Genomic DNA, 21,581 nt, shown 5'->3' with positions numbered 1-21,581 from the left:
AAATACGTATGTTAATTCGTTAATTATTAATACTTAATCCTTTCGGGAATCTATGCTCTTTACAGCCAATTTACTCAACCTTTTTGATCACACCATCGGACATGCTGAAATTGAAGTAGCAGAGAAACGAATTATTGGTATCAAAATTATTGGCGCTGAAAAACAGGGGCTTCCATACATCATGCCCGGTTTTGTAGATGCGCACGTTCATATTGAAAGCTCTATGCTGACTCCTGCACAATTTGCCAGACTCGCTGTAGTGCACGGAACAGTCGCAACAGTATCGGATCCGCATGAGATCGGCAATGTGCTCGGTGTGGCAGGGGTAGAATACATGATCGAAGATGGAAAACGCGTGCCGTTCAAATTTTGCTTTGGTGCGCCTTCCTGCGTGCCGGCCACAACATTTGAAACTGCGGGGGCTATAATTTCGACCAAAGATATTCGTCGATTGTTGGCCATGAAAGAGATCGGGTATTTGGCGGAAATGATGAATTTCCCGGGCGTTTTGTACGAAGACGCTGACGTGATGATGAAAATCCGCTTGGCACAGGCATTTAATAAACCCATTGACGGACATGCGCCGGGCCTTCGGGGAGAAGATGCCAAAAAATACATAGAAGCAGGAATTACGACCGATCATGAGTGCTTTACTTATGATGAAGCGCTGGATAAGCTTCAGCTGGGATTAGACTATATTTTGATACGGGAAGGAAGTGCGGCCAAAAATTTTGAAGCGCTTATTCCACTCATTGCCGATTATCCCAATCGGCTGATGTTTTGTTCTGACGATAAGCATCCGGATAATTTGGTCGACGGACATATCAATCAATTAGTGAAGCGGGCATTGGCTAAAGGCTATCCGCTTTTCAGCGTGTTGCGGGCAGCTTGCCTCAATCCCGTGTTGCATTATCGTCTCAATGTAGGCCTGTTGCGGGAAGGCGATCCTGCGGACTTCATTTTGGTAGACAATTTACAGGATTTTAACGTTTTGGAGACGTACATCGAAGGAGAAAAAGTAGCCCAAAACGGAAGTTCAAATATCCCGAATCTACGCAGTCCGATTGTAAATCAATTTGATTGCAATCCTATACAGGCATCTGACTTGGAGATTGAAGTTCCTGACTCTGACTTAACGCTGAAAGTCATTGAAGCACTTGACGGACAACTGATCACTAATCTTCTCGAGCTTCCCGCATTGATCACAGGCGGCCGGATCGTGTCGGATACAAAGCGGGATATATTAAAAATAGTAGTCGTAAATCGCTATCAATCAGCACCTATTGCGATAGGTTTTATCAAAAATATTGGATTGAAAGACGGTGCTGTTGCCTCGTCGGTCGCGCATGATTCACATAATATCATTGCGGTGGGTTGCGACGATGAAAGTTTGGCGCAAGCCATCAACTTAGTAATCGAAGCCAAAGGCGGTATCAGTGCCGTTGGCCCTAAAGCAGCCGGTGCGCATCTTCTACCGCTTCCTATCGCGGGTTTGATGTCGGACGCAGATGGATATAATGTAGCTAAACGGTATACCGAAATTGATTTTTTTGTTAAATCTCAGCTTGGCTCTCAGCTCGTTTCGCCGTTTATGACCCTTTCTTTTATGGGCCTTTTAGTAATTCCTTCGCTGAAAATGAGTGATTTAGGCTTATTTGATGGGCAGAACTTCCATTTTACCAAATTATATTTTTAAAAATTAATTGTTAAAAAAACACTTTTTATTTTGCAACTTATTATAAAGAAAATTACATTTGAGGCGTGATTGTTTCTAAACCCCAAACCCCATCACCCCAATGCCTCGTTTTCACCTTACAACCCAAGAAGAGGTAACTCTCTGGAATCAGTTCCGCCAAGACGATGAGCCCTCTTTCGCACGTTTGTATCAATGTTATGTTCAACTCTTGTACAATTACTGTACACAATTCAGCGCCGACAAGGCATTAATTAAAGACTGTATCCACGATTTGTTTGTGGAACTTTGGCAACACCGCCACACGCTTGGCGATACCACTTCGGTACGCTATTATTTGATGGCTTCGATTAAACGTAAATTGGTTCGTCACCTCAATGCGCAACAAAAAAATACCAGCAGCGAGGAGATCCCGTTGGAGTATCATCACCTTTACACTGCCTCGGCTGAGTCGTATGTTATTGCCCAGGAAGATTATTTACAAACCAATCGTAATCTAAATGAAGCGCTTGAAAAACTGCCCCGCCGTCAGCGCGAAGCGATTTTTCTGAAATTCTACGTTAACATGACCAACGAAGAAATTTCTAACTTCATGAAAATCAACATCCAATCTGTTTATAACCTTGTATTTGGAGCGTTGACCAGTTTGAAAAAACAGCTTTCGATGGAGCGCGTGATCGTGTAAAGCTGAAAAGAATTTTGTTTTAAAGTGATATTTAGGCCAACGCCCGTAGATGAATTTCTACGGGCGTTGGTATTTTTGTACCAGCTATTAACGGCTCCGAGTGATTTCGGCTTAAACAAAAGATATATGTCTGCTCCATTGCCCGAACGCATGCGCCCACGCACGCTGAATGATTTTATCGGTCAACAAAAATTGTTGGGCCCCAATGGTGCCTTGCGGCGGGCTATTCAAAATAATCTGGTTCCTTCCATGATCTTATGGGGGCCGCCGGGAGTAGGGAAAACCACTTTGGCGCTCCTCATTGCAGAATCGACCAAACGGACATTTTACAGCTTGAGTGCGATAAGTTCAGGCGTTAAAGAGTTACGTGACGTGTTGGCGCGCCCGTCGGGGCTTTTTTCTCCGATTGTGTTTATTGACGAAATTCACCGATATAACAAAAGCCAACAGGATGCATTGCTTGGGGCGGTGGAAAAAGGACAGATCACCCTTATCGGAGCCACGACCGAGAATCCTTCTTTTGAAATCAATTCGGCGTTGTTGTCACGTTGTCAAGTCTATATTCTGGAAGGCTTAGGAAAAGAAGAACTGACAACCATGTTGCATCAGGCAGTGGAAAAAGACGTAGAATTGAAAACGAAAAACATTCAATTTGAGTCATATGATGCCTTGTTGCGATTGTCGGGAGGAGATGGACGCAAATTGTTGAATTTATTGGAACTGGTTGTCAACGCTCATTTTAATGAATCTCCTATTGTTATTACTGACGAGATGGTGACGGAAGTAGCGCAGCAAAACCTGGCGCGGTATGATAAGTCGGGGGAGCAACATTATGACATTATCTCGGCATTCATTAAATCCTTGAGAGGAAGCGACCCCAATGCCGCTATTTATTGGATGGCACGAATGATCAAAGCAGGAGAAGATCCCGAATTTATTGCGCGACGTATGTTAATTCTGGCTTCGGAAGACATCGGCAATGCCAACCCCACGGCGGTTATCATGGCCAATGCCTGTTTGCAGGCGGTAAAAGCGATCGGCTACCCTGAATGCAGGATTGTAATGTCGCAGGTTGCGGTGTATTTGGCCACTTCTCCCAAAAGCAATGCAAGTTATTTGGCCATTGACGAAGCGTTGGCATTGGCGGAAAAAACGGCGCATTTGCCCGTACCGCTTCACTTACGCAATGCGCCTACGAAGCTAATGAAAGAAATAGGGTACGGTAAAAACTACAAATACTCGCATGATTTTCAGGGAAATTTTGTGGCTCAGAACTTTATGCCTGATGAACTGAAAGGCACTGTTTTGTATCAACCCGGCCAGAATGCCCGTGAAAATGAGATCCGTAAACAATTGCAAAAATGGTGGGGCGAATGGTACGAATACTAAAGCAATGGTTAAATTTTGCTTCTTGGGCGGTATTGTTTGCGTCGTTGATTGGCTTTTTGGGAGAATATAGTCGTTGGTTTGACCATTTCGCCAGTTTCAGAGTTCAATACTGTTTGCTGAGTTTGGCTTTACTGCTTTGGCAGCTTTATCGCAGGCAATGGCTATTGGCGGTAGTGAGTTTAGGAATTTTCTTATTCAATGGTTGGTTGGGGTTGGAATGGATCAGGACTTCACAGGCCAATTCTCCGGACAAGGCTGATATTACGTTGTATCATGCCAATGTACTTTACAAAAACCACGATTTTTCGTTGGTCACGCAACAGATTCGGGAAGAAAACCCTGATTTTTTCTCCATCAATGAAGCTACTCCTGCGCTCATTGCGCATTTGAAAAAGACATTTACCAAAGAATATCCTTATACTTTTTTTGTAGTAGCTAAAAATGATACTGAGGTGTTTGTGGGTAGCCAAACGCCAATTGTGGTAGATTCTGCTGCGACATTTGCCATAAAAGGGTTAATCAAATTTTCAACCGTTGTGCAGGATAAACCCGTGACGATCATTGCGTGTCATGCCTACAATCCGATCAAAGAAACTGATTTTATTATCCGAAATCAGCAATTGAGGCACATTGCGGCATTAGTGAAGAAAGAGCCTAATCCGACAATTGTGGTGGGAGACCTGAACATTACGCCTTGGTCGGTTATATACCGCCAATTTATTTCAGCCTCAGGATTGATCAATAGCCGTAAAGGATTTGGACTGAACCCCAGTTGGCCGTCCTGGATGCCACTCATGCTGATCCCGATTGACCACTGTTTAATCAATGATCAATTGGAAACGGTAGCGTTTAGAACGGGAAAATATAACAAATCAGACCATTATCCATTGCTGATCCATTTGCGATTTCGATAGCAATTTAGCCTTTCTTTTCTTTCATCTGCCTGATGGCCGCGCGCGTAAAATCCGATAATACCAACCTGCCGCTTATAGCTGCACGCTCGGCCAGTAGCGTTTCCCAATGGTCGGTGCCTTCCCAAAATACTTTTTTTAATTGCTGTAAGGCTTCGGGATTGTAACCTGCCAGTGATTTCGCCAATGTCGAAATGGCGGCATCCATTGCAGCAGTTGTTTCAAAAACTTCGGCGTATAAACCTTTCTCGTGTGCCCAAGCGGCAGAGTAAATTGTGGAAGCATTGAGGGTAAGCTGCGAAAAAGCTGAGATACCGATTTTGCGTTCAATGGCAGGGCCAACCACAAAAGGACCGATTCCGATCAGCAATTCACTCAACCGAATGGCGGCATGTTGAGTGGCAAAACAGTAATCGACGGCCGCCGCCAATCCTACACCACCACCCACGGCTTTTCCCTGAACTCTGCCCACAATAATGGCCGGGCTTTTTCGACAGGCATTGATAACGTTGGCAAAGCCTGAGAAAAAAGTAAGTCCTTCATCTTTGTTTTGAATGGCGGCTAATTCGTCAAAACTCGCACCGGCACAAAACGTGCGGTCGCCGCCACTTTGCAGTATAATAACTTTTGTGGCGGGGTTTTCGCCTGTTTCCTCAATGGTTTGGGATAACTGCCGTAGCAAAAATCCGGGCATGGCATTTTGGGAAGGATGAAAAAAAGTAATTGTCGAAATGCCTTCAGGAGTAAATTCGGCGGTGACATAAGGTTCCATAAGCCAATTATCGTTTACGACGAGACGACCTTTCATAGGGTTGATACCAGCATTTGTTAGGATCATCGGGCTTGCGGTGGAAAAAAGGCGCGTATAATGCAAAATACAAGTCCAAACCTTGGGGTTTACCAATGTCTATGAGTCCACCTAAGTTATCTGTACCAACAATAATAGGACCTGCGCGCATAGCTACTCCTACGGTAAAGACTCGGTAATTGTCAGCCATTGCTAAAGGAGTTGCAAATTCAAACCATTTGGTTTCGTAGCGAGGAGTGACGGCCAAAACAGATTGTGGTTTTACATTAAGGTAGTTTTGACCTCTCAGTCCCTGTACCCAAAGTGCATTGATGTACCAGTTATTTTTATGGTGGTAATCAAAACTCGCGTTGAATGATGTAGGCAGTCCTGTGGTCCATCCCCGTGGATTATCGGCCGGTTGAACGAAGAGACTTTTGTTAACGGCATTGATGGCTGCCCCGGTTCCGGGCAAACTGTTAAAATTATTATAAGAGAATTGTGCCGTTTGATCTATATCTATTTCCCTTACATAATTTAAATTTTTGTAACGAATGGCTCCAATATCTGTCAGTGCGGCGGAGATACGGTATTTATATTTGTTTTTGTTGGGATCATGATGGCGTCCTCCTTTAGGGCCACCGATTTTGAGCTTTTGGACATCCGGCCGGTATTCATAGACCGCACCCAGGTCAAATCCCCAACCACCGCCGGCAGAATTTTTTCCAAATAAAAATTTTGGATTAAGGCTGAGGTTACTGAAAGCTTCGTCGGTTGTGTAACCATAGGTGGCCTGTAATCTTGTGGCAGCGATAAATTCTTTTTCGGGGTTGAGGCTTTCAACCTCAATCCTGTAATCAGCAGCTTTCATGTCAGCATGAACATTGTATACGCCCACCAAGCGCTTAACTGTAATTCCTATTTTAAAAAAATCTTCTTCATAATCGGCCAAAACCGCACCAAACGTTGCGCCCATTTCCACAAAACCGTTGGTAGACAACTTAGCGGTTTGATCAGTAAAATTTTTACGTTGTAAGTCCACTAAATTTGTTCCATACCGGATAACCCTAGCGGTTTCTTCAGAAACGTCCGTCATACTGAGTGAATAGCGACCTCTGGAAGTAAGCGCAATGGCAAAACGATTGTTTTTGAAAGAATATAATAATGAAGGACCGCGTACATCGCCTCCCGTATGAAAATGCTTTTGTTTGCCATTGAGGCGTTCGGCGTAGTAATTCTCTCTCCAAACGATCAGACCTCGCTCACTGCGGTATTTTTGAGGAACGCTGTTGGTAATTAACCTAAGAAAAGAATAAGGAGCATCGTATCGGAGATAATTGTTGATCAAATAGAAATCGTTTCCAATAAGATTTATATACAGTTTATTTCGGGAGTCGGCTGCGTGGGCAGGATTAAGAAAAAGGGCATTGGTACCGGCATAATTGCTTGACGATAACCCAAGCCAGTGTTGTGTATGGCCGGAAACACAGCTGAGCATTACAATAACAATGACCAAAAGTCGACGTGTCATCCCAAAAGAGTAAAGTGTTAGTCTGTATTAAAAAGGGAGAATAAAAGTATCGGTTGGAAAACACGGAACTCCCATTCAAGAAACGTAAAAAGGTGATGCAAAGTACGATATAATCATACAATTTAAGAAATGTGAAAGTGGTGTGATAAATTGAGGTAGAAAATTTGGCTAAATCCTTAATTTGTCCATATCTTGTTCGGCAAAACAAATAACTCACCTACTTTTTCGCCATTATGCAATTCTCTTTTAAAAATTATGACACCGAAAAGTTTTATGATGAAATGTTTTCACCGGACGGCAAAATCCGCCCGGGATGTGAAACATTTAAACAACGCGTAGAACAATTGACGCAGACCGAGTTGATGAACCGTCAGCATACCGCCGAAAGAGCGTTGATGTCAATGGGGATCACATTCAATGTTTATTCTGAAGGAGAAGGCACCGAGCGTATCATGCCACTTGATATTATTCCGAGGGTAGTAGCAGGCGAGGACTGGAATCGGTTGGAAAAAGGGCTTATTCAGCGCATTACAGCCCTGAATATGTTTATTGACGATATTTACAACGACCAGAAAATTCTTGACGATGGAATAGTACCCAGAGATCTGATCGAAACGTCAAAGTGCTATTTGGAAGCGTGTAAAGGGCTGAAACCTCCCAAAGGAATTTGGTGCCACATTACCGGAACGGACTTGATCCGGGGCGATGACGGAACATTCATGGTGTTGGAAGATAATCTTCGTTGCCCGTCGGGAGTATCGTACATGCTGGAAAATCGTGAATTATCTAAGCAGATCTTCCCCGAAGTATTGGCCCGTACCGGCGTGCGACCGGTGTCGGATTATCCGGCGCGTTTGTTTGAAATGCTTAAATTCATTGCTGATCGCCCTAATCCAAATATTGTAGTATTGACGCCGGGAATTTATAATTCGGCTTATTTTGAACATTCTTATTTGGCACAGCAAATGGGTGTTGAGCTTGTTGATGCCCGCGACTTGGTAGTTTCCGGAGGATATGTGAAAATGCGAACCACGCGCGGTTTTGAGATCGTGGATGTAATTTATCGTCGTTTGGATGATACGTTTTTGGACCCACAAGCGTTTAATCCACATTCGCTTATTGGTATTCCGGGAATATTTGATGTGTATAAGAAAGGCCGCGTAGCCCTTGCCAACGCTCCGGGAACGGGCGTTGCCGATGATAAGGTAATTTATGCATACGTGCCGCGGATCATTAAATACTATTTGGATCAGGAAGCAATTATTCCTAACGTTCAGACATATATCTGCCGCGAAGACGATGATTTGAAATACGTACTTGAAAACGTTGAAAATCTGGTGATCAAAGAAGCCAACGAAGCAGGAGGATACGGGATGTTGATCGGACCTAAAGCTACCAAAGAAGAGCATGAGATTTTCCGTAAAAAAATTCAGGAAAATCCGCGCAATTATATCGCACAGCCCGTGATCTCACTTTCGCGTGTACCGTGTATTGTCGACGATCACGCCGAAGGTCGTCACGTAGATTTGCGCCCATACATTCTCTACGGTGACGGTATCAACGTAATTCCGGGCGGACTTACACGCGTGGCGTTGCGTAAAGGTTCGTTGGTTGTTAATTCGTCGCAAGGCGGTGGCGGCAAAGATACTTGGGTAACTTATTGATAAGCTATAAATTTATAACTTATTGATTATAAGATTCCTGTTTGTTTTGATAAGCCTTTCTTTAGAGAAAGGCTTATTTTTTTGAAAAATATAATAAAAAAACCTTGACATACTAATTAGTATGTTTACCTTTGTGCCGTCATGACAGATACACGTACCGAAATATTACAAAAAAACTTTGAAGCCATTCACCGAAACGGTTTTCAGGGAGTTCGTGCCGATAAGGTGGTAGCCGAGATGGGCATTACCAAAGGTGCGCTGTACCATTATTTTCCTAATAAGTTTGACTTAGGATACGCCATATTAGATGAATTGATCGCTCCACAGTACCTTAAAATTTGGAAATCGTTTGAGGCAACAGACAAAAATTTTGGAGCAGTTTTGTTCGAAACCTTGGATAATTACCGCAGTTTTGCCAAAACTGATGAACAAATCAAGCTTGGCTGTCCATTAACGAACCTCACGCAGGAAATGCCGCCTTTGGATGAAGGATTTCGAAAACGACTTTATCGAATCACCAACCAAATGCATCAGCAGATCGAAACAGGCTTGAAAAAAGCCCAATTATCAGGAGAGTTTCGACTTGATTTTAACCCAACGCAGGTAGCTTTCTTTTACTTATCAACCATTGAAGGTGGGTTCAGTGTATCTAAAGCAATGCAGAGCCGCGCGATTTTTGAAATGGTTGTTGCTCAATTAAAACAATTTACCGAAGGCCTTAAAGCCTGATTTTTTTGCTCAATTACATACCAACTGGTATGTATGTTTTTAAATTTATTTATAACTCTATTAAATCCAACAGATCATGTACGTAATTACCGGAGCCACAGGAAACACAGGTCACGCAATCGTTGAAGCATTGCTTGCCGCAGGCAAAGAAGTAAAAGCCGTTGTTCGCGACGCGGCCAAAGGCGCCAAACTCGCCGAAAAAGGAGCGCAGTTAGCCATAGGTGTATTGGAAGATGCCGCATTTGTAAAAGACACATTTAAGGGTGCTGAGGCAGTTTATTTGATGATCCCACCAAAATGGGATGTAACCGATTGGCGAGCCTATCAGCGTGAAATCACTCAAAACTTTGTAGAGGCATTACAGGATTCAGGTGTGAAATATGCCGTGGTGCTAAGTTCAATGGGTGCTCATATGCCAAACGGGGCCGGTCCGGTGAGCGGCTTGTATGAACTGGAGCAGGGATTGAAAACCGTCGAAGGATTGAACGTGCTCAATTTACGGGCGGCTTATTTTATGGAAAATTTCTACGCAAATATCGGTCTTATCAAAGCCGCAGGTATTCAGGGGTATGCCCTCCGCGCCGACTTAAAAATGCCGCTGGTTCACACAAGAGACATTGCGGCAGCAGCTATTAAACACCTTTTAGCACTTGATTTCAGCGGACATTCGGTAGAATTTGTGGCCGGCGCAGCCGACTATACTATGCCCGAAGCAACGGCAGTGTTGAGCGAAGCCGTTGGACAGTCGTTTCAATATATTGAATTTTCGGTGGCCGATGCGCGGGCAGGGATGATTGGCGCAGGACTTGCCGAAACCATTGCTGATGGCTATAACGAACTTTTTTCGGGTTTGAATTCAGGTGAATACCTTAAAGGATATGAGCGTAGTGCAGAAAATACTACACCAACAACATTGGAAGATTTTGCCAAAAATGAATTTGCCGTAGCTTTTAAAGCATAAACGGTATACATTGTTGAAACATCCCGTCGAGATACATTAATTTCGACGGGATGTTTTGTATTTGGGCTTTCTCCTTGAGACGGTAGGTAATTTGTTAAAATAAGACCGCAGCCTACCTTTAACATACAAAATCATAAAGATCTGCGTTCTATATCTTTTTTAACAACCGGAACCATAAAATAAAATGTCTACTTTCTTAAAAACCAATGCCATGAAGCGATTACTGATAATAACGGTTGCCTTATTGGGTGCCATTGCTGTTCAGGCTCAACAAGGAACAATAGAATACAAAATGACCATGTCAGGAAACGGACAAAGTAATGTTTCAACCAGTAAAATGCAGTTTGCTGCCGGGAAAGTACGCATGGAAACCAATCTTGCGATGCAGGGAATGTCTCATAAGCAAGTGATGCTGATGCTTCCTGATAAACCCAATACAATGGTCATGTTGAATGAAGCTTCCAAAACATATACCGAAGTGAATACAAATTCAGCGTCGAAAAACGCTGATTTGGGTAAAGTGACGGTGAAAGTGGTAGGCAAAGAGAAACTGCAAAACCTAAATTGTACTCATATCATAGTAACAATGAGCAATCGACCTATGGATATGTGGACAACCAAAGACATTGCAGGGTATGAAGGAATGATGGGATATTGGAAATCAAGCATGAGCGGCGGCAATGACCAAATGTACAATGAACTGAAAAAAGCAGGCGCCGAAGGGTTTGTGGTTAAAACCCAATTGAAAAACCCCGAAGGAGGAATGACGATGGAATTGGTAAAATACGATACCAAACCTGTTGCTGCTTCGATATTCAGCATTCCATCAGACTACAAGAAAGGCGTTTCTTTTGATCCTGAAAAAATAAAAAATATGTCTCCTGCCGAGCGAAGTAAAGCCATGCAGGAGATGATGAAACAATACGGAGATGGCAAGAAACAATAATGAAAATTCCGTAATTTTATCAATAAAAAAGGCCTTTCTGCGCAGAAAGGCCTTTTTTATTGATGGAAATTTTATGGAAGACTTGCCAAGACTGGGCGCCCCCGACTGGGCGTCCCCGGTTTAAAAACTTGGCAAGTCTATTTTAATCTTCACTATTTAGTTCCGATTTCGTATTTGTCAGTATACTTTTGGTATTGACGCTTGTGGCGATCGTCAAGGCTTGTTTTACGACCTCTGATAAATGCCTGCTCAATGCCATTGGAGCGCATATCCAGAATGTCTCCTTTGCAAACCACGAGTGTGGCCATCTTGCCTTTCTCCAACGTTCCAACCTGTTTGTCAATGCCCAGAATTTTGGCAGGAGTGGAGGTGATCATTTTTAACGCCTCTTCGCGGTCAAGGTTACCAAAACCCGCCGCAGTTCCTGCCACGAATGGCAAGTTGCGCGTGCGCCAATAGGCCTCACCGTAGCTTAACGCTACTGTTACACCTGCTTTTTGTAAAAGAGATGGTAACTGGTACGGCTGATATACCGGTTCATCCTGCCGGTTGGGAAGACGGTGCGTTTCACCCAAAACAACCGGAACATTGTTCTCTTTCAGAAAATCAACTACGCGCAATACATCTTCGGCGCCGATGATTACCGGCTTTTTTACTCCCTGTTGTTTGGCAAATTTCACGGCTTCGATGATGTCTTTGCTGTTGTCGGCACGGATGTATAAATTTTGTGTACCGCTGAAAAGCCCCCGCAATGCTTCCAATTTAAGGTTAGTTATGCTTGGATTTTTGATTTGGCTGTACCCAAGCGCATCGGAAAATAATTGGGTAAGACTGTTGATAACCTCCTGACGACGACTGTTTTTTTGAAGGCTGACCGAGAAATCTTCAAAATTAAATTCACGGGCAAAGAATGGCGGCCAAGTTAGCCAAATGCCGTCGTCTTTTTTCAAAACGGCATCTTCCCAATTCCATCCGTCAAGTTCCATTACCGATGATGAACCCGAAATAGTGCCGCCTTGCGGCGTGGCCTGAGTAAGCAGCAAGCCATTATTGCGCAATGTCGGAATGACTTCAGAGTCAGTATTATAAGCAACCAATGCCCGCACGTTGGGATTAAGAGCGCCTATTTCCGAATTATCGGCAGTGGCGCGCACCGAACTGATTTCCACCAAACCGGTAGTGGCACCCATAGCGATAAGTCCCGGATAAAGATGTTTGCCCGTAACGTCAATCACTTCTGTTTGGTTACGATCAAAGGTGGTAGCGGCATCCCCAACGGCGGTAAGAATACCTTTGGTGAACACAACCACTCCTTTATCGATCACGGTGCCGTTTCCTACATGAACAGTGGCTCCCACCAGCGCAATGGGCTTGGTTTGAGGTTTGGCCGGTGCGGGGTTTTGCGCCCAAAGTGCCGTTGATATAAGACTGAGAAATATCGTTAATTTTTTCATGTTGCTTGATTATGAAAAATTGAGTTTGTTATTTTCTGCAAAAGCGGTCTACTTCTGCTCGCTTTGTTCTTCGCCTTCGGCCATGACACCTTCCACGTCTTCACAATGCCACATACGCTGACGACGGAACGGCGGACGGATGGCAGTAGCGCCCCCGGTTTTGGCTGAGATCATTTTCTGAACCAAACGGGCACGTTCTTTCTCTACTTCGTCGCGGCGTTTGTCATCGCCTTCGGTTGAATAATAGATCGTACCTTCTACAATGGTATAGTCAGGACGAGCGTAGATAGAAAGCGGATGGTTGTTCCACAATACCAAATCTGCGTCTTTTCCTGCCTTAATGCTTCCCGTACGTTTGTCCAAGTGCATGATTTTTGCGGGATTGATGGTCACCATTTTGAGGGCTTCGGTTTCGGCAATGCCGCCGTATTCTACGGCTTTGGCCGCTTCCTGATTCAGACGACGAGCCATTTCGGCATCGTCGGAGTTGATGCTGGTCAATACGCCTACTTTGGTCAAAATGGCGGCATTGTAAGGAATAGCATCTTTTACTTCCATTTTGTAAGCCCACCAGTCGGCAAAAGACGAACCCGCTGCGCCGTGTTTTTTCATTTTGTCGGCTACTTTATAGCCTTCCAGAATGTGGGTAAATGTGTTGATCTTAAAACCCAATGAATCAGCAACTTTCAACAACATATTAATTTCGGACTGCACATACGAGTGACACGTAATGAAACGCTTTCCATTTAGAATTTCAGCCAATGCTTCCAATTCAATATCACGACGAGGCATAGGAATGCCGATCTTATTCTTCATTGAATTATAGGAATCCCAAGCGCGGTCATACTCACGGGCGCGGGTAAAATGGTCCATAAAAACCTGCTCTACGCCCATACGAGTCTGTGGATAACGCGCGGTAGGATTGGCGCTGTTGGCCTGTTTAACGTTTTCTCCCAAGGCAAACTTGATGAATTGCGCTTCGGGTAAAAGCATTTCAGAGATATTGCCACCCCACTTCAACTTCACTACTGCCGATTGCCCGCCGATGGAATTGGCCGAGCCGTGCAATAACTGTGACATAGTGACGCCACCGGCCAATTGACGATAAATGTTGATATCATCGGGATTGATCACATCGCTCATGCGTACCTCTGCCGAACTGGATTGACCGCCTTCGTTAATAGAAAACAACGCAATGTGTGAGTGTTCATCAATGATGCCCGGCGTAAGGTGTTTACCTGTTCCGTCAATAACCTTGGCGTTGGGAGCGGATAAGTTTTTGCCGATGCGGGAAATTTTACCGTTTTCAACTAACACGTCGCTGTTTGGCAACATTCCTGCGTCATCGCTTGTCCAAACGGTGGCATTTTTGATCAATAATGTTTGTGATTTCAGTTTTTCGGTGTTGCCGAAACCTACAAAAGGAAACAAAGGTTTGCCCACATTAGGAACGGGTTTTTGTGCCGTATCGCGGCGTGCTTCCGCTATTTTCATTGGCTCCTGCAACATTGCATTCCATTTAACAGCGACTCCCTTGGCAGTTTCACCGCTTCCTTTAAATCCTGTGCCTTCGCGATAACCCGTCAGGCGAGTAGTGGCGTTGGGCGCTTTTTTGTCGGGTTGGAAATTGAGCGAAATAACGTCATTGAGGTACGTTACTTTCGGCGTGATCTTTACCGTATCGCTTAATACTATCTGATATTCAGGCTTATCAGGCTTTCCGGAGATGATAAGTTTTCCCTTTTCAGCATCCAGGTTGAGGCTATAGGTGCCGCGTATATCGGCTTGATTTAGGTTATTGATGCTGTATTTTTTACCTCTGATCCAGTTTTCGTAAATGATGTTATCAACGCTGAACAAACTGCCGGAAGTAATAATAAAATTAGCCCAGGAACCTGTTTTAAGACTTCCCACTTTATCGCTGCATTGAAGCAACTGCGCGGGAACGGTTGTAAGGGCTTCTAAGGCTTTGGTTTCTGACAAGCCGTATTCAATGGCTTTGCGGAGATTGGCCCAAAATTCAGTTTTGGTTTTGAGTAAAGCAGACGTTAAGGCAAAATTGACACCCGCTTTTTCCAACGCCGCGGCGTTAGCGGGAGCCATTTCCCAGTGTTTCATTTCGGCCAAACTCACATTGTCGGCGTCCCAAACGTCTTCTACGTCGAAAGCTGCCGGAAAATTGATTGGTACAATGATGGAGCCTCCGGCGGCTTTTATTTCGTCAATGCGCTGATACTCATCGCCGTTGCCACGAAAAATGTATTGTGTCTTGAACTCATCCCCCAATTTATCGGCGCGAAGCAAGCTCCATTTGTCGGTAGCTTCAAAGATGGTAGGTAAGTTGCTGAGGCCATTGAAGGCATCCATCGAAATGTTATATTCAACGTTTTTGCCTGCGTTTTTGTACCATTCGGCATCGTAATACGTTTGGCGCAACAACGCCATTGCCCCCATGGGAGAGTTGGGGTATTGTTGAGTAGAAGAACCTTTGCTAAAGGATAAATGGGAAGAAACAGGACTGCGAACAATCACGCTGTTTTCACTTTCGGTGGCGAGTGTTACCAAGGCACCTGTTCCACGTACAATACCGTCGTGGTGGTGAGTGAGTACGGTTCCAAAACCCAGTTTGCGGAGTTCGTCGGCTTTGGCGTTGTTTACCGCAAACAATTTTCCTGCTTCTGTTTCCGAATTAAGCGCCTGATTCCAGCCGTAAGCTCCTTTTTTGTTCGATTCAATTTGTTGAGGTGCGCCCCGTCCGCCGCCTTGAGCGCGTTTGATTTCGGGCATGCCATAATCAGATTCCATGTCGATCAGGGCAGGATAGATACGGCGGCCTTTGAGGTCGGCAACTACCGCACCGTTTGGAATCTGAATGTCTTTGCCAACGCCAACAATAATACCGTTTTTGATGAGCAAAGTAGCATTTTCGACTACCGTGCGTGCATCTACGTAGATGGTTGCATTGGTGAAAGCATACATTTCGGGGCGTTCATCATAGACGCCGTTGCGCGGAAAAGTAGGCGTTTGCGCCCACGCTGATGAAAATACGGAAAGTGTGATGAGAAGTGTAATGAGTTTTTTCATGAAGTAATACGGATTTAGATTAGGATACTGTTTCCAAAACTACTTTGGAAAAGTGTTGAAAAAAAGGAAGGAAGGAAAAAGTACAATTTTTTGCTGCAAAGTGGCTAGTAGAATGGCTAATCGGGATTTTAAATCCCGATTCAGTCTGCTTTCGGATTTAAAATCCGAAAAAGCCCGGCGTTGCTTGTTTGCTCTTCTATCTGGGCAAAGAAAGCGGCAAATTACTCCAAAGGCACTTCCGTCGAGTATTTTACATCGTGTAAGACCACTACGCTGCTGTGCACTTTTACAACGGGAATTTCAGCGAATTTTTTCAGGAAACCGTCGTATTCTTTGATGTCTTTAACGAGTACTTTTAATTGATAATCAACCACACCTGCCAGATGATAACACTCCATTACCTGAGGCATTTGCCGGACGATCTTCTCGAACTCTTCGATGTTTTCGGTAGTATAAACAGGCATGGAAACATTACAGAACACGACTTGTCCGCGCCCTGCTTTTTCAGGATTGATTAGAGCTACATATCCATTGATAAATCCTTCTTTTTCCAATCGCTTGATGCGCTCAAAAACAGGCGAGGTAGTCAGGTGAAGTGCTTCCGCCAATTCTTTAATGGTCAGTTTGGCGTTTTGTTGCAATTTTACCAAGATATGAATGTCGGTTTCGTCCAGCATAATTTGCTTTTGGGTTAGAAGTTTGATAGATGCAAAAGCAAATTATGCTTAATTTTTTAGAATTATTGTTTTTCATAACTATAAAATAAGAAAATTAAAGAATAAAATACTATTTTCGTGAATGTTAACGTCGGCCAGGCTTCAAGCCTCGCCGACGTTTTTGCTGACGTTTTGAACCTCAATCCTATGAAAAAGCAATTATTGTTTTTGTGCCTTTACCTGCTGTTGAGCGGTGTTAGTTCATACGCTCAATACAAACCTTCACAACTGAAAACACTGGATTCGGCATTGACGATTTTGCACCAACGTGCTTCTTTCAGCGGAGCCGTTTTAGTGGCGGAAAATGGCAAAGTTGTTTATAAAAAAGCGTTAGGAATTGCGAATCTGTCTACTCAAGAGCCGCTCAAAACAACATCGGCATTTAACTTGGCTTCAATATCCAAGCAATTTATGGGGATGATGGTCATGATGTTGAAAGAAAAAGGAAAGCTGCAATTTGACGATAAAGTCCAACAACATCTGCCCGATTTTCCCTATGAAAAAATCACGGTCCGTCATTTACTCACCCATACAAGCGGTTTGCCTGAGTATTTTGATCTGGCCCTGAAATACTGTAATACCTTGGATACGCTCAACAATGATAAGTTGATTCAATTGTTGAAAACCCACAAGCCGAAAGTTGAATTTGAAGTAGGAGAAAAATGGCAATATTGTAATACCGGCTACGTGCTTTTGGCCTCGGTGATTGAAAAAGCGGCCGGAATGCCCATTGAGAATTTCTTTAAACAGCAGATCACGAGCCCGTTAGGTATGAATGATACCTATATTTATTGCCTGCGTATGAAACAATCTCCTGCCAATCGTGTGTACGGATACGAGCGCAAAAACGGCCAAAATATTCTCAATGATCTGGTACGCTTGGATGGGGTAATTGGTGATGGGAATGTGTATTCTTCGGTAGAGGATTTGTTGAAATGGGATCAGGCACTTTATACGCAAAAATTGGTCAGCGCCAAAACGTGGCAGGAAGGCATTACACCCGTAAAACTCAATGATGGCAAAACGCATGACTATGGGTTTGGCTGGGGAATTGGCGAAGGTGGAAAAGTGCTGTCACACACAGGAGGCTGGGTGGGTTTTTTGAACGAGATCGTACGGAATGTAGACAAAAAACAAACAATCATTGTCCTTACGAATTCTACGGATTTCACAGCTCGGGGCATCGTGAAAGATATTTTGGCAGGGAAAATGCCCAAACTTCCTAAAACAGAGATCATTACCAATATCAGACTTATTGATGGTACTGGCGCTGTCGGCCGACAAACGGTTGTGCGGCTGAAAAATAACAGGATTTGGGAGGTCGGAAACCTTACTCCTTTTGCTAACGAAACCGCTACAGACGGAAAAGGGCTGACGCTTGCTCCCGGCTTTATTGATAGCCATAGTCATCATTTTGGCGGCTTGGAAGAACATCCGGATGCGAGTGCGGCGGTGAGTCAGGGAATTACCACGATCGTGATCGGGCAGGATGGCGGCAGTATCCCAATGGATACGATTCAGCAATTCTTCAAAAAGCGACCCGTTGCCATCAACGTGGCTACCTACACGGGGCATTCGACACTACGGGCTAAAGCAATGGGTGCCAAAAGTTTATACCGTACTGCAAAACCCGAAGAAGTGGAAAAAATGAAAAGTATGCTGAACGACGAAATGAAAAAAGGCTCATTGGGTTTAGCGACGGGTTTGGAATACGAATCGGCTTTTTTTTCCAATCGAGACGAAGTACTTGAGTTGGCCAAAGTAGCGGCAGCGTCGGGTGGACGTTATATGAGCCACATTCGAAGCGAAGATATTAACCTTGATGAAGCCATTGATGAGATCATCGAAATAGGGCAGCACACTAAAATGCCCGTTCAGATCTCGCACATTAAAATAGCTAAACGTGACCAATGGGGACAATCGTCGGCGTTGTTGGCGAAACTTCAAAAAGCTCGTACTGAAGGTGTTAACATTACTGCCGATGCTTATCCTTATGATTTCTGGAATTCTACCTTGCGGGTACTTTTTCCCAATCGCGATTATACCAATCCGAAAAGTGCTGAGTTGGCAGTGACTCAATTATGTGATCCTGAGAAATCGGTCGTGGTTCAGTTTGCGCCCAATGCCGCTTATGCAGGAAAGACACTTTCTGAGATTGCAAAAATGAGGCAGGAAAAACCATCGCAAACGTTGATGAGTTTGATTGCACAAGCGTCTGAATTTGAAGAGAAAAACCCTAATTATAAGGGTAGTATTGAAGCGATCATGGGCAAATCAATGGATGAACCCGATGTAGCCAATTTTTTGACTTGGTCACAGACGAATATTTGTTCCGACGGCGGATGGCGTGGCCACCCGCGCGGGCATGGAGCTTTTACGCGGGTATTGAGTACCTACGTTCGTGATCAAAAAACAATGTCGTTGGAAACGGCTATCCATAAAATGACAGGTCTTACGGCCGAGCACTTGGGTATTACAGACCGGGGAATTGTTCAACCGGGGTATTATGCTGATCTCGTATTATTTGATCCCGAGACCGTAAAAGACAACGCCAACATTCAAAATTCCACGGCGCTTTCGTCGGGTATTGAAAAAGTGTGGGTCAATGGCGAACTCGTGTATCAATCTCAAAAAGCAACGGGTGCATTTCCGGGAATGTTCATTAAAAGGAAGTAATACGACACAATTATTCACGCAAAGCCGCAGAGTGGCGGTCTGCTGCTGCGGCAAAGATTTAAATAAATGATACTTAACCTCTTTGCACCTCTGCAACTTTGCGTGATAGTTAAATTAAATGCATACAGGTACTTAAGCGGTGAATGAAGTAAGAATATGAATAAGGCAATTATTTTAACCAACGGTTTGCTCACAACCAATGATGCCAAAACAGCTCATGGGCTGATTCGTGGTACAGAGCGTTACGACATCGTGGGCGTGATAGACCCGCCGACAGCAGGGCGTGATGCAGGTGAAGTATTGGATGGGAAAGTTAGAAATATTCCGATTTTTGATTCATTGCAAAACGCGGTTACTACTCTGCAACAGATTGATTATTTGATCATTGGCGTAGCAACGACAGGCGGTGTTTTACCCAAGGATATGTTGGATATTATCCAATCCGCCATTCGTTATCGTATTTCAATTGTCAATGGCCTGCATGAATACCTCAATGAAAAACCGGAGATCGTGGCATTGGCAAATGAAAATAACGTACAACTGATAGATGTTCGGAAGCCTAAATCGAGAAAAGACTTACACTTCTGGACGGGCGAAATCTATGAAGTAACTGCCCCAATTATTGCGGTGCTTGGTATGGATTGCGCATTAGGAAAGCGTACTACAGCACGTATGGTTCGTCAGGCTTGCGAGGCTGAAGGGATCAATGCCCGGATGATCTATACCGGGCAAACGGGTTGGTTGCAGGGGGGGGAGTATGGATTTGTGGTTGATTCAACGCTCAATGATTTTGTGTCGGGAGAAGTGGAACATGCTATTGTATCGTGTTGGAAAGAAACGAATGCAGATGTGATTTTAATCGAAGGGCAGTCTTCGCTTCGTAATCCCAGCGGGCCGTGTGGCTTGGAATTTCTGATTTCGGGCAATGCCAAAAATGTCATTTTGGTACACTCTCCCAAGCGCAGCTATTTTGACAATGAACCGCATTGGGGCAAGATTCCCAGTGTAGAATCGGAAGTCGAAATTATTGAAAAATTTGGCTCAGAAGTAATTGCGTTGGCCTTGAACACGGAAGAATGTGCCGAATCGGAGGCTTTTGAGTATCAAAAATACTATGTCGAAAAGCTTCAAATCCCTGTGTTGTTGCCGTTGGAGGAAGGGGTTGGGGAATTAATGCCGACTTTAAGAAGGTTGGCTGATTTTACCGGTCACACTATTAATAGGTAATGATGTTTTTAGTTGACGGACGGGCCGTCCGTACCACATAGTTATGAAAATTAAGTTCATTCGTTCTTACCTCAAAAATTTGGCGTTGAGCAAGCCTTACAGCATTGCCGGCTATACTTTTTCGGAAGCAGAAAATGTGTTTTTGGAAATAGAATTGGAAAATGGAATAATAGGCTTGGGCGCGGCAAGTCCGGCGGAAGAAGTAGTGGGAGAAACCTGTGCGCAAACATTAAGCAACTGCCGATCTGCTGTTTTTGAAAGCCTCATTGGAAGAGATATTCGACATTTTCGACAACTGATCGATGAAATAAAAACACAATTTTCGCATTTGCCCGGTACGCAGGCCGTGCTTGATATTGCGCTACACGATGCTTTTGGGCAGTTTTTGGGAGTTCCTGTGGTAGAATTTTACGGCCGGAAAATGACCCAACTTCCTACATCCGTCACTATTGGCATTATGTCGGTGGAAGAAACACTGAAAGAAGCGGAAGAATATCATAGACTTGGTTTTAAAGTATTGAAAGTAAAAACGGGAGAAGACGTTGAGCAAGACATTGAGCGAGTATTGAAACTGTCTGAACGTTATCGAAATAAACTGAAGATCAGAGTCGATGCCAATCAAGGTTATGCGCTGAGCGATTTGCAGCGATTCTTAAAAGGTACATCTGCTGTTGGTTTAGACTTAATTGAACAGCCGTTACCCGTTGGAAAAGAAAAAGAATTATTTGTATTGGATGAAAAAGAACGGATGTTTTTAACGGCTGACGAATCGCTCAAAGACGCTTATTCTGCATTGCTTTTTGCGCAACAGCCGCAGCCTTTCGGCATTTTCAATATTAAACTGATGAAATGTGGTGGAATAGCAAGTGCGTTGGAGATCGCCAATATTGCCCAACACGCTTGCATTAGCCTTTTTTGGGGATGTAATGATGAAAGTATCGTGAGCATTACTGCGGCTTTGCACGCCGCATTCGCCTGCCCTACAACCCGTTACCTTGATCTGGATGGCAGCTTTGATTTGGCCGAAGATGTGGTAAGTGGCGGATTTATTTTGGAAAATGGGTACATGAGATTAAATGGAAAACCCGGTTTAGGACTCAGAAAAGTGCAGTAAGCGTTCAGGTAAAA

At 44.1% G+C, this 21,581-nt stretch carries 16 protein-coding genes; 11 read left to right on the top strand and 5 right to left on the bottom strand.

Going from position 1 to position 21,581, the window contains the following annotated elements; all coding sequences use genetic code 11:
• Positions 1–52: 52 nt before the first annotated feature.
• From ade to ACQY73_RS10925, 4 genes are all read left to right on the top strand, one after another.
• Positions 53–1,696 carry an adenine deaminase gene (ade, locus tag ACQY73_RS10940; protein ID WP_428665447.1) on the top strand — a complete coding sequence of 548 codons (1,644 nt, stop codon included), beginning with the start codon at positions 53–55 and terminating at the stop codon, positions 1,694–1,696.
• A 100-nt stretch (positions 1,697–1,796) separates the two neighbouring features.
• The gene (locus ACQY73_RS10935; protein WP_114069394.1) at positions 1,797–2,378 is read left to right on the top strand and encodes an RNA polymerase sigma factor; all 582 of its coding nucleotides are present in this window, start codon (positions 1,797–1,799) and stop codon (positions 2,376–2,378) included.
• Positions 2,379–2,504: 126 nt separating this feature from the next.
• A complete protein-coding gene (locus ACQY73_RS10930) occupies positions 2,505–3,767 on the top strand; it encodes a replication-associated recombination protein A (RefSeq protein ID WP_428665443.1) in 1,263 nt (420 codons plus the stop codon).
• On the top strand, positions 3,752–4,681 hold the full coding sequence (locus tag ACQY73_RS10925; RefSeq protein ID WP_428665441.1) for an endonuclease/exonuclease/phosphatase family protein: 930 nt from the start codon (positions 3,752–3,754) through the stop codon (positions 4,679–4,681). Before ACQY73_RS10930 ends, ACQY73_RS10925 begins: the two co-directional genes overlap by 16 nt.
• Before the next feature lie 4 nt (positions 4,682–4,685).
• Here ACQY73_RS10925 and ACQY73_RS10920 read toward each other — a convergent pair whose 3' ends face one another.
• Entirely contained in the window at positions 4,686–5,486 is an 801-nt protein-coding gene (locus tag ACQY73_RS10920; protein WP_428665438.1) for an enoyl-CoA hydratase/isomerase family protein, read from the bottom strand.
• Positions 5,458–6,996 (bottom strand): DUF5723 family protein, encoded by a 1,539-nt coding sequence (locus ACQY73_RS10915; RefSeq protein ID WP_428665436.1) that lies wholly within the window; start codon positions 6,994–6,996, stop codon positions 5,458–5,460. Before ACQY73_RS10915 ends, ACQY73_RS10920 begins: the two co-directional genes overlap by 29 nt.
• A 233-nt stretch (positions 6,997–7,229) precedes the next feature.
• Here ACQY73_RS10915 and ACQY73_RS10910 point away from each other — a divergent pair, with 233 nt between their 5' ends.
• From ACQY73_RS10910 to ACQY73_RS10895, 4 genes are all read left to right on the top strand, one after another.
• Entirely contained in the window at positions 7,230–8,660 is a 1,431-nt protein-coding gene (locus ACQY73_RS10910; protein ID WP_428665434.1) for a circularly permuted type 2 ATP-grasp protein, read from the top strand.
• A gap of 141 nt (positions 8,661–8,801) precedes the next feature.
• Positions 8,802–9,389, top strand: coding sequence for a TetR/AcrR family transcriptional regulator (locus ACQY73_RS10905; protein WP_428665431.1), 588 nt, complete (start codon positions 8,802–8,804; stop codon positions 9,387–9,389).
• Between the two features lie 76 nt (positions 9,390–9,465).
• Positions 9,466–10,350 (top strand): NAD(P)H-binding protein, encoded by an 885-nt coding sequence (locus ACQY73_RS10900; protein WP_428665429.1) that lies wholly within the window; start codon positions 9,466–9,468, stop codon positions 10,348–10,350.
• 184 nt (positions 10,351–10,534) lie between these two features.
• A complete protein-coding gene (locus ACQY73_RS10895) occupies positions 10,535–11,296 on the top strand; it encodes a DUF4412 domain-containing protein (RefSeq protein WP_428665426.1) in 762 nt (253 codons plus the stop codon).
• Between the two features lie 152 nt (positions 11,297–11,448).
• On the opposite strand, the gene ACQY73_RS10890 is transcribed toward ACQY73_RS10895, so the two are convergent.
• The 3 genes from ACQY73_RS10890 to ACQY73_RS10880 form a co-directional block, all read right to left on the bottom strand.
• Complete coding sequence (locus ACQY73_RS10890; RefSeq protein WP_428665424.1) at positions 11,449–12,750, bottom strand: amidohydrolase family protein; 1,302 nt, start codon at positions 12,748–12,750, stop codon at positions 11,449–11,451.
• Between the two features lie 48 nt (positions 12,751–12,798).
• On the bottom strand, positions 12,799–15,834 hold the full coding sequence (locus ACQY73_RS10885; protein WP_428665421.1) for an amidohydrolase family protein: 3,036 nt from the start codon (positions 15,832–15,834) through the stop codon (positions 12,799–12,801).
• Positions 15,835–16,055: 221 nt separating this feature from the next.
• Positions 16,056–16,511, bottom strand: a complete 456-nt coding sequence (locus ACQY73_RS10880; RefSeq protein WP_428665419.1) for an Lrp/AsnC family transcriptional regulator — start codon at positions 16,509–16,511, stop codon at positions 16,056–16,058.
• A 186-nt stretch (positions 16,512–16,697) separates the two neighbouring features.
• Between ACQY73_RS10880 and ACQY73_RS10875 the strand changes: the two genes are divergently transcribed.
• The 3 genes from ACQY73_RS10875 to ACQY73_RS10865 all read left to right on the top strand — a co-directional run bounded on the left by ACQY73_RS10875 (position 16,698) and on the right by ACQY73_RS10865 (position 21,567).
• Positions 16,698–19,226 carry a serine hydrolase gene (locus ACQY73_RS10875; protein WP_428665417.1) on the top strand — a complete coding sequence of 843 codons (2,529 nt, stop codon included), beginning with the start codon at positions 16,698–16,700 and terminating at the stop codon, positions 19,224–19,226.
• Between the two features lie 156 nt (positions 19,227–19,382).
• Positions 19,383–20,453: a DUF1611 domain-containing protein gene (locus tag ACQY73_RS10870; RefSeq protein WP_428665414.1), complete on the top strand. Its 1,071-nt coding sequence runs from the start codon at positions 19,383–19,385 to the stop codon at positions 20,451–20,453.
• Positions 20,454–20,496: 43 nt separating this feature from the next.
• Entirely contained in the window at positions 20,497–21,567 is a 1,071-nt protein-coding gene (locus ACQY73_RS10865; RefSeq protein ID WP_428665411.1) for a mandelate racemase/muconate lactonizing enzyme family protein, read from the top strand.
• Positions 21,568–21,581: the final 14 nt, after the last annotated feature.

Origin of the sequence: Runella sp. (assembly GCF_965279615.1) — a bacterium.
In the GTDB taxonomy this organism is placed as follows: domain Bacteria; phylum Bacteroidota; class Bacteroidia; order Cytophagales; family Spirosomataceae; genus Runella.
Note: the sequence above shows the minus strand (reverse complement) of the source record. Positions and strands in the feature narration are given on the sequence as shown.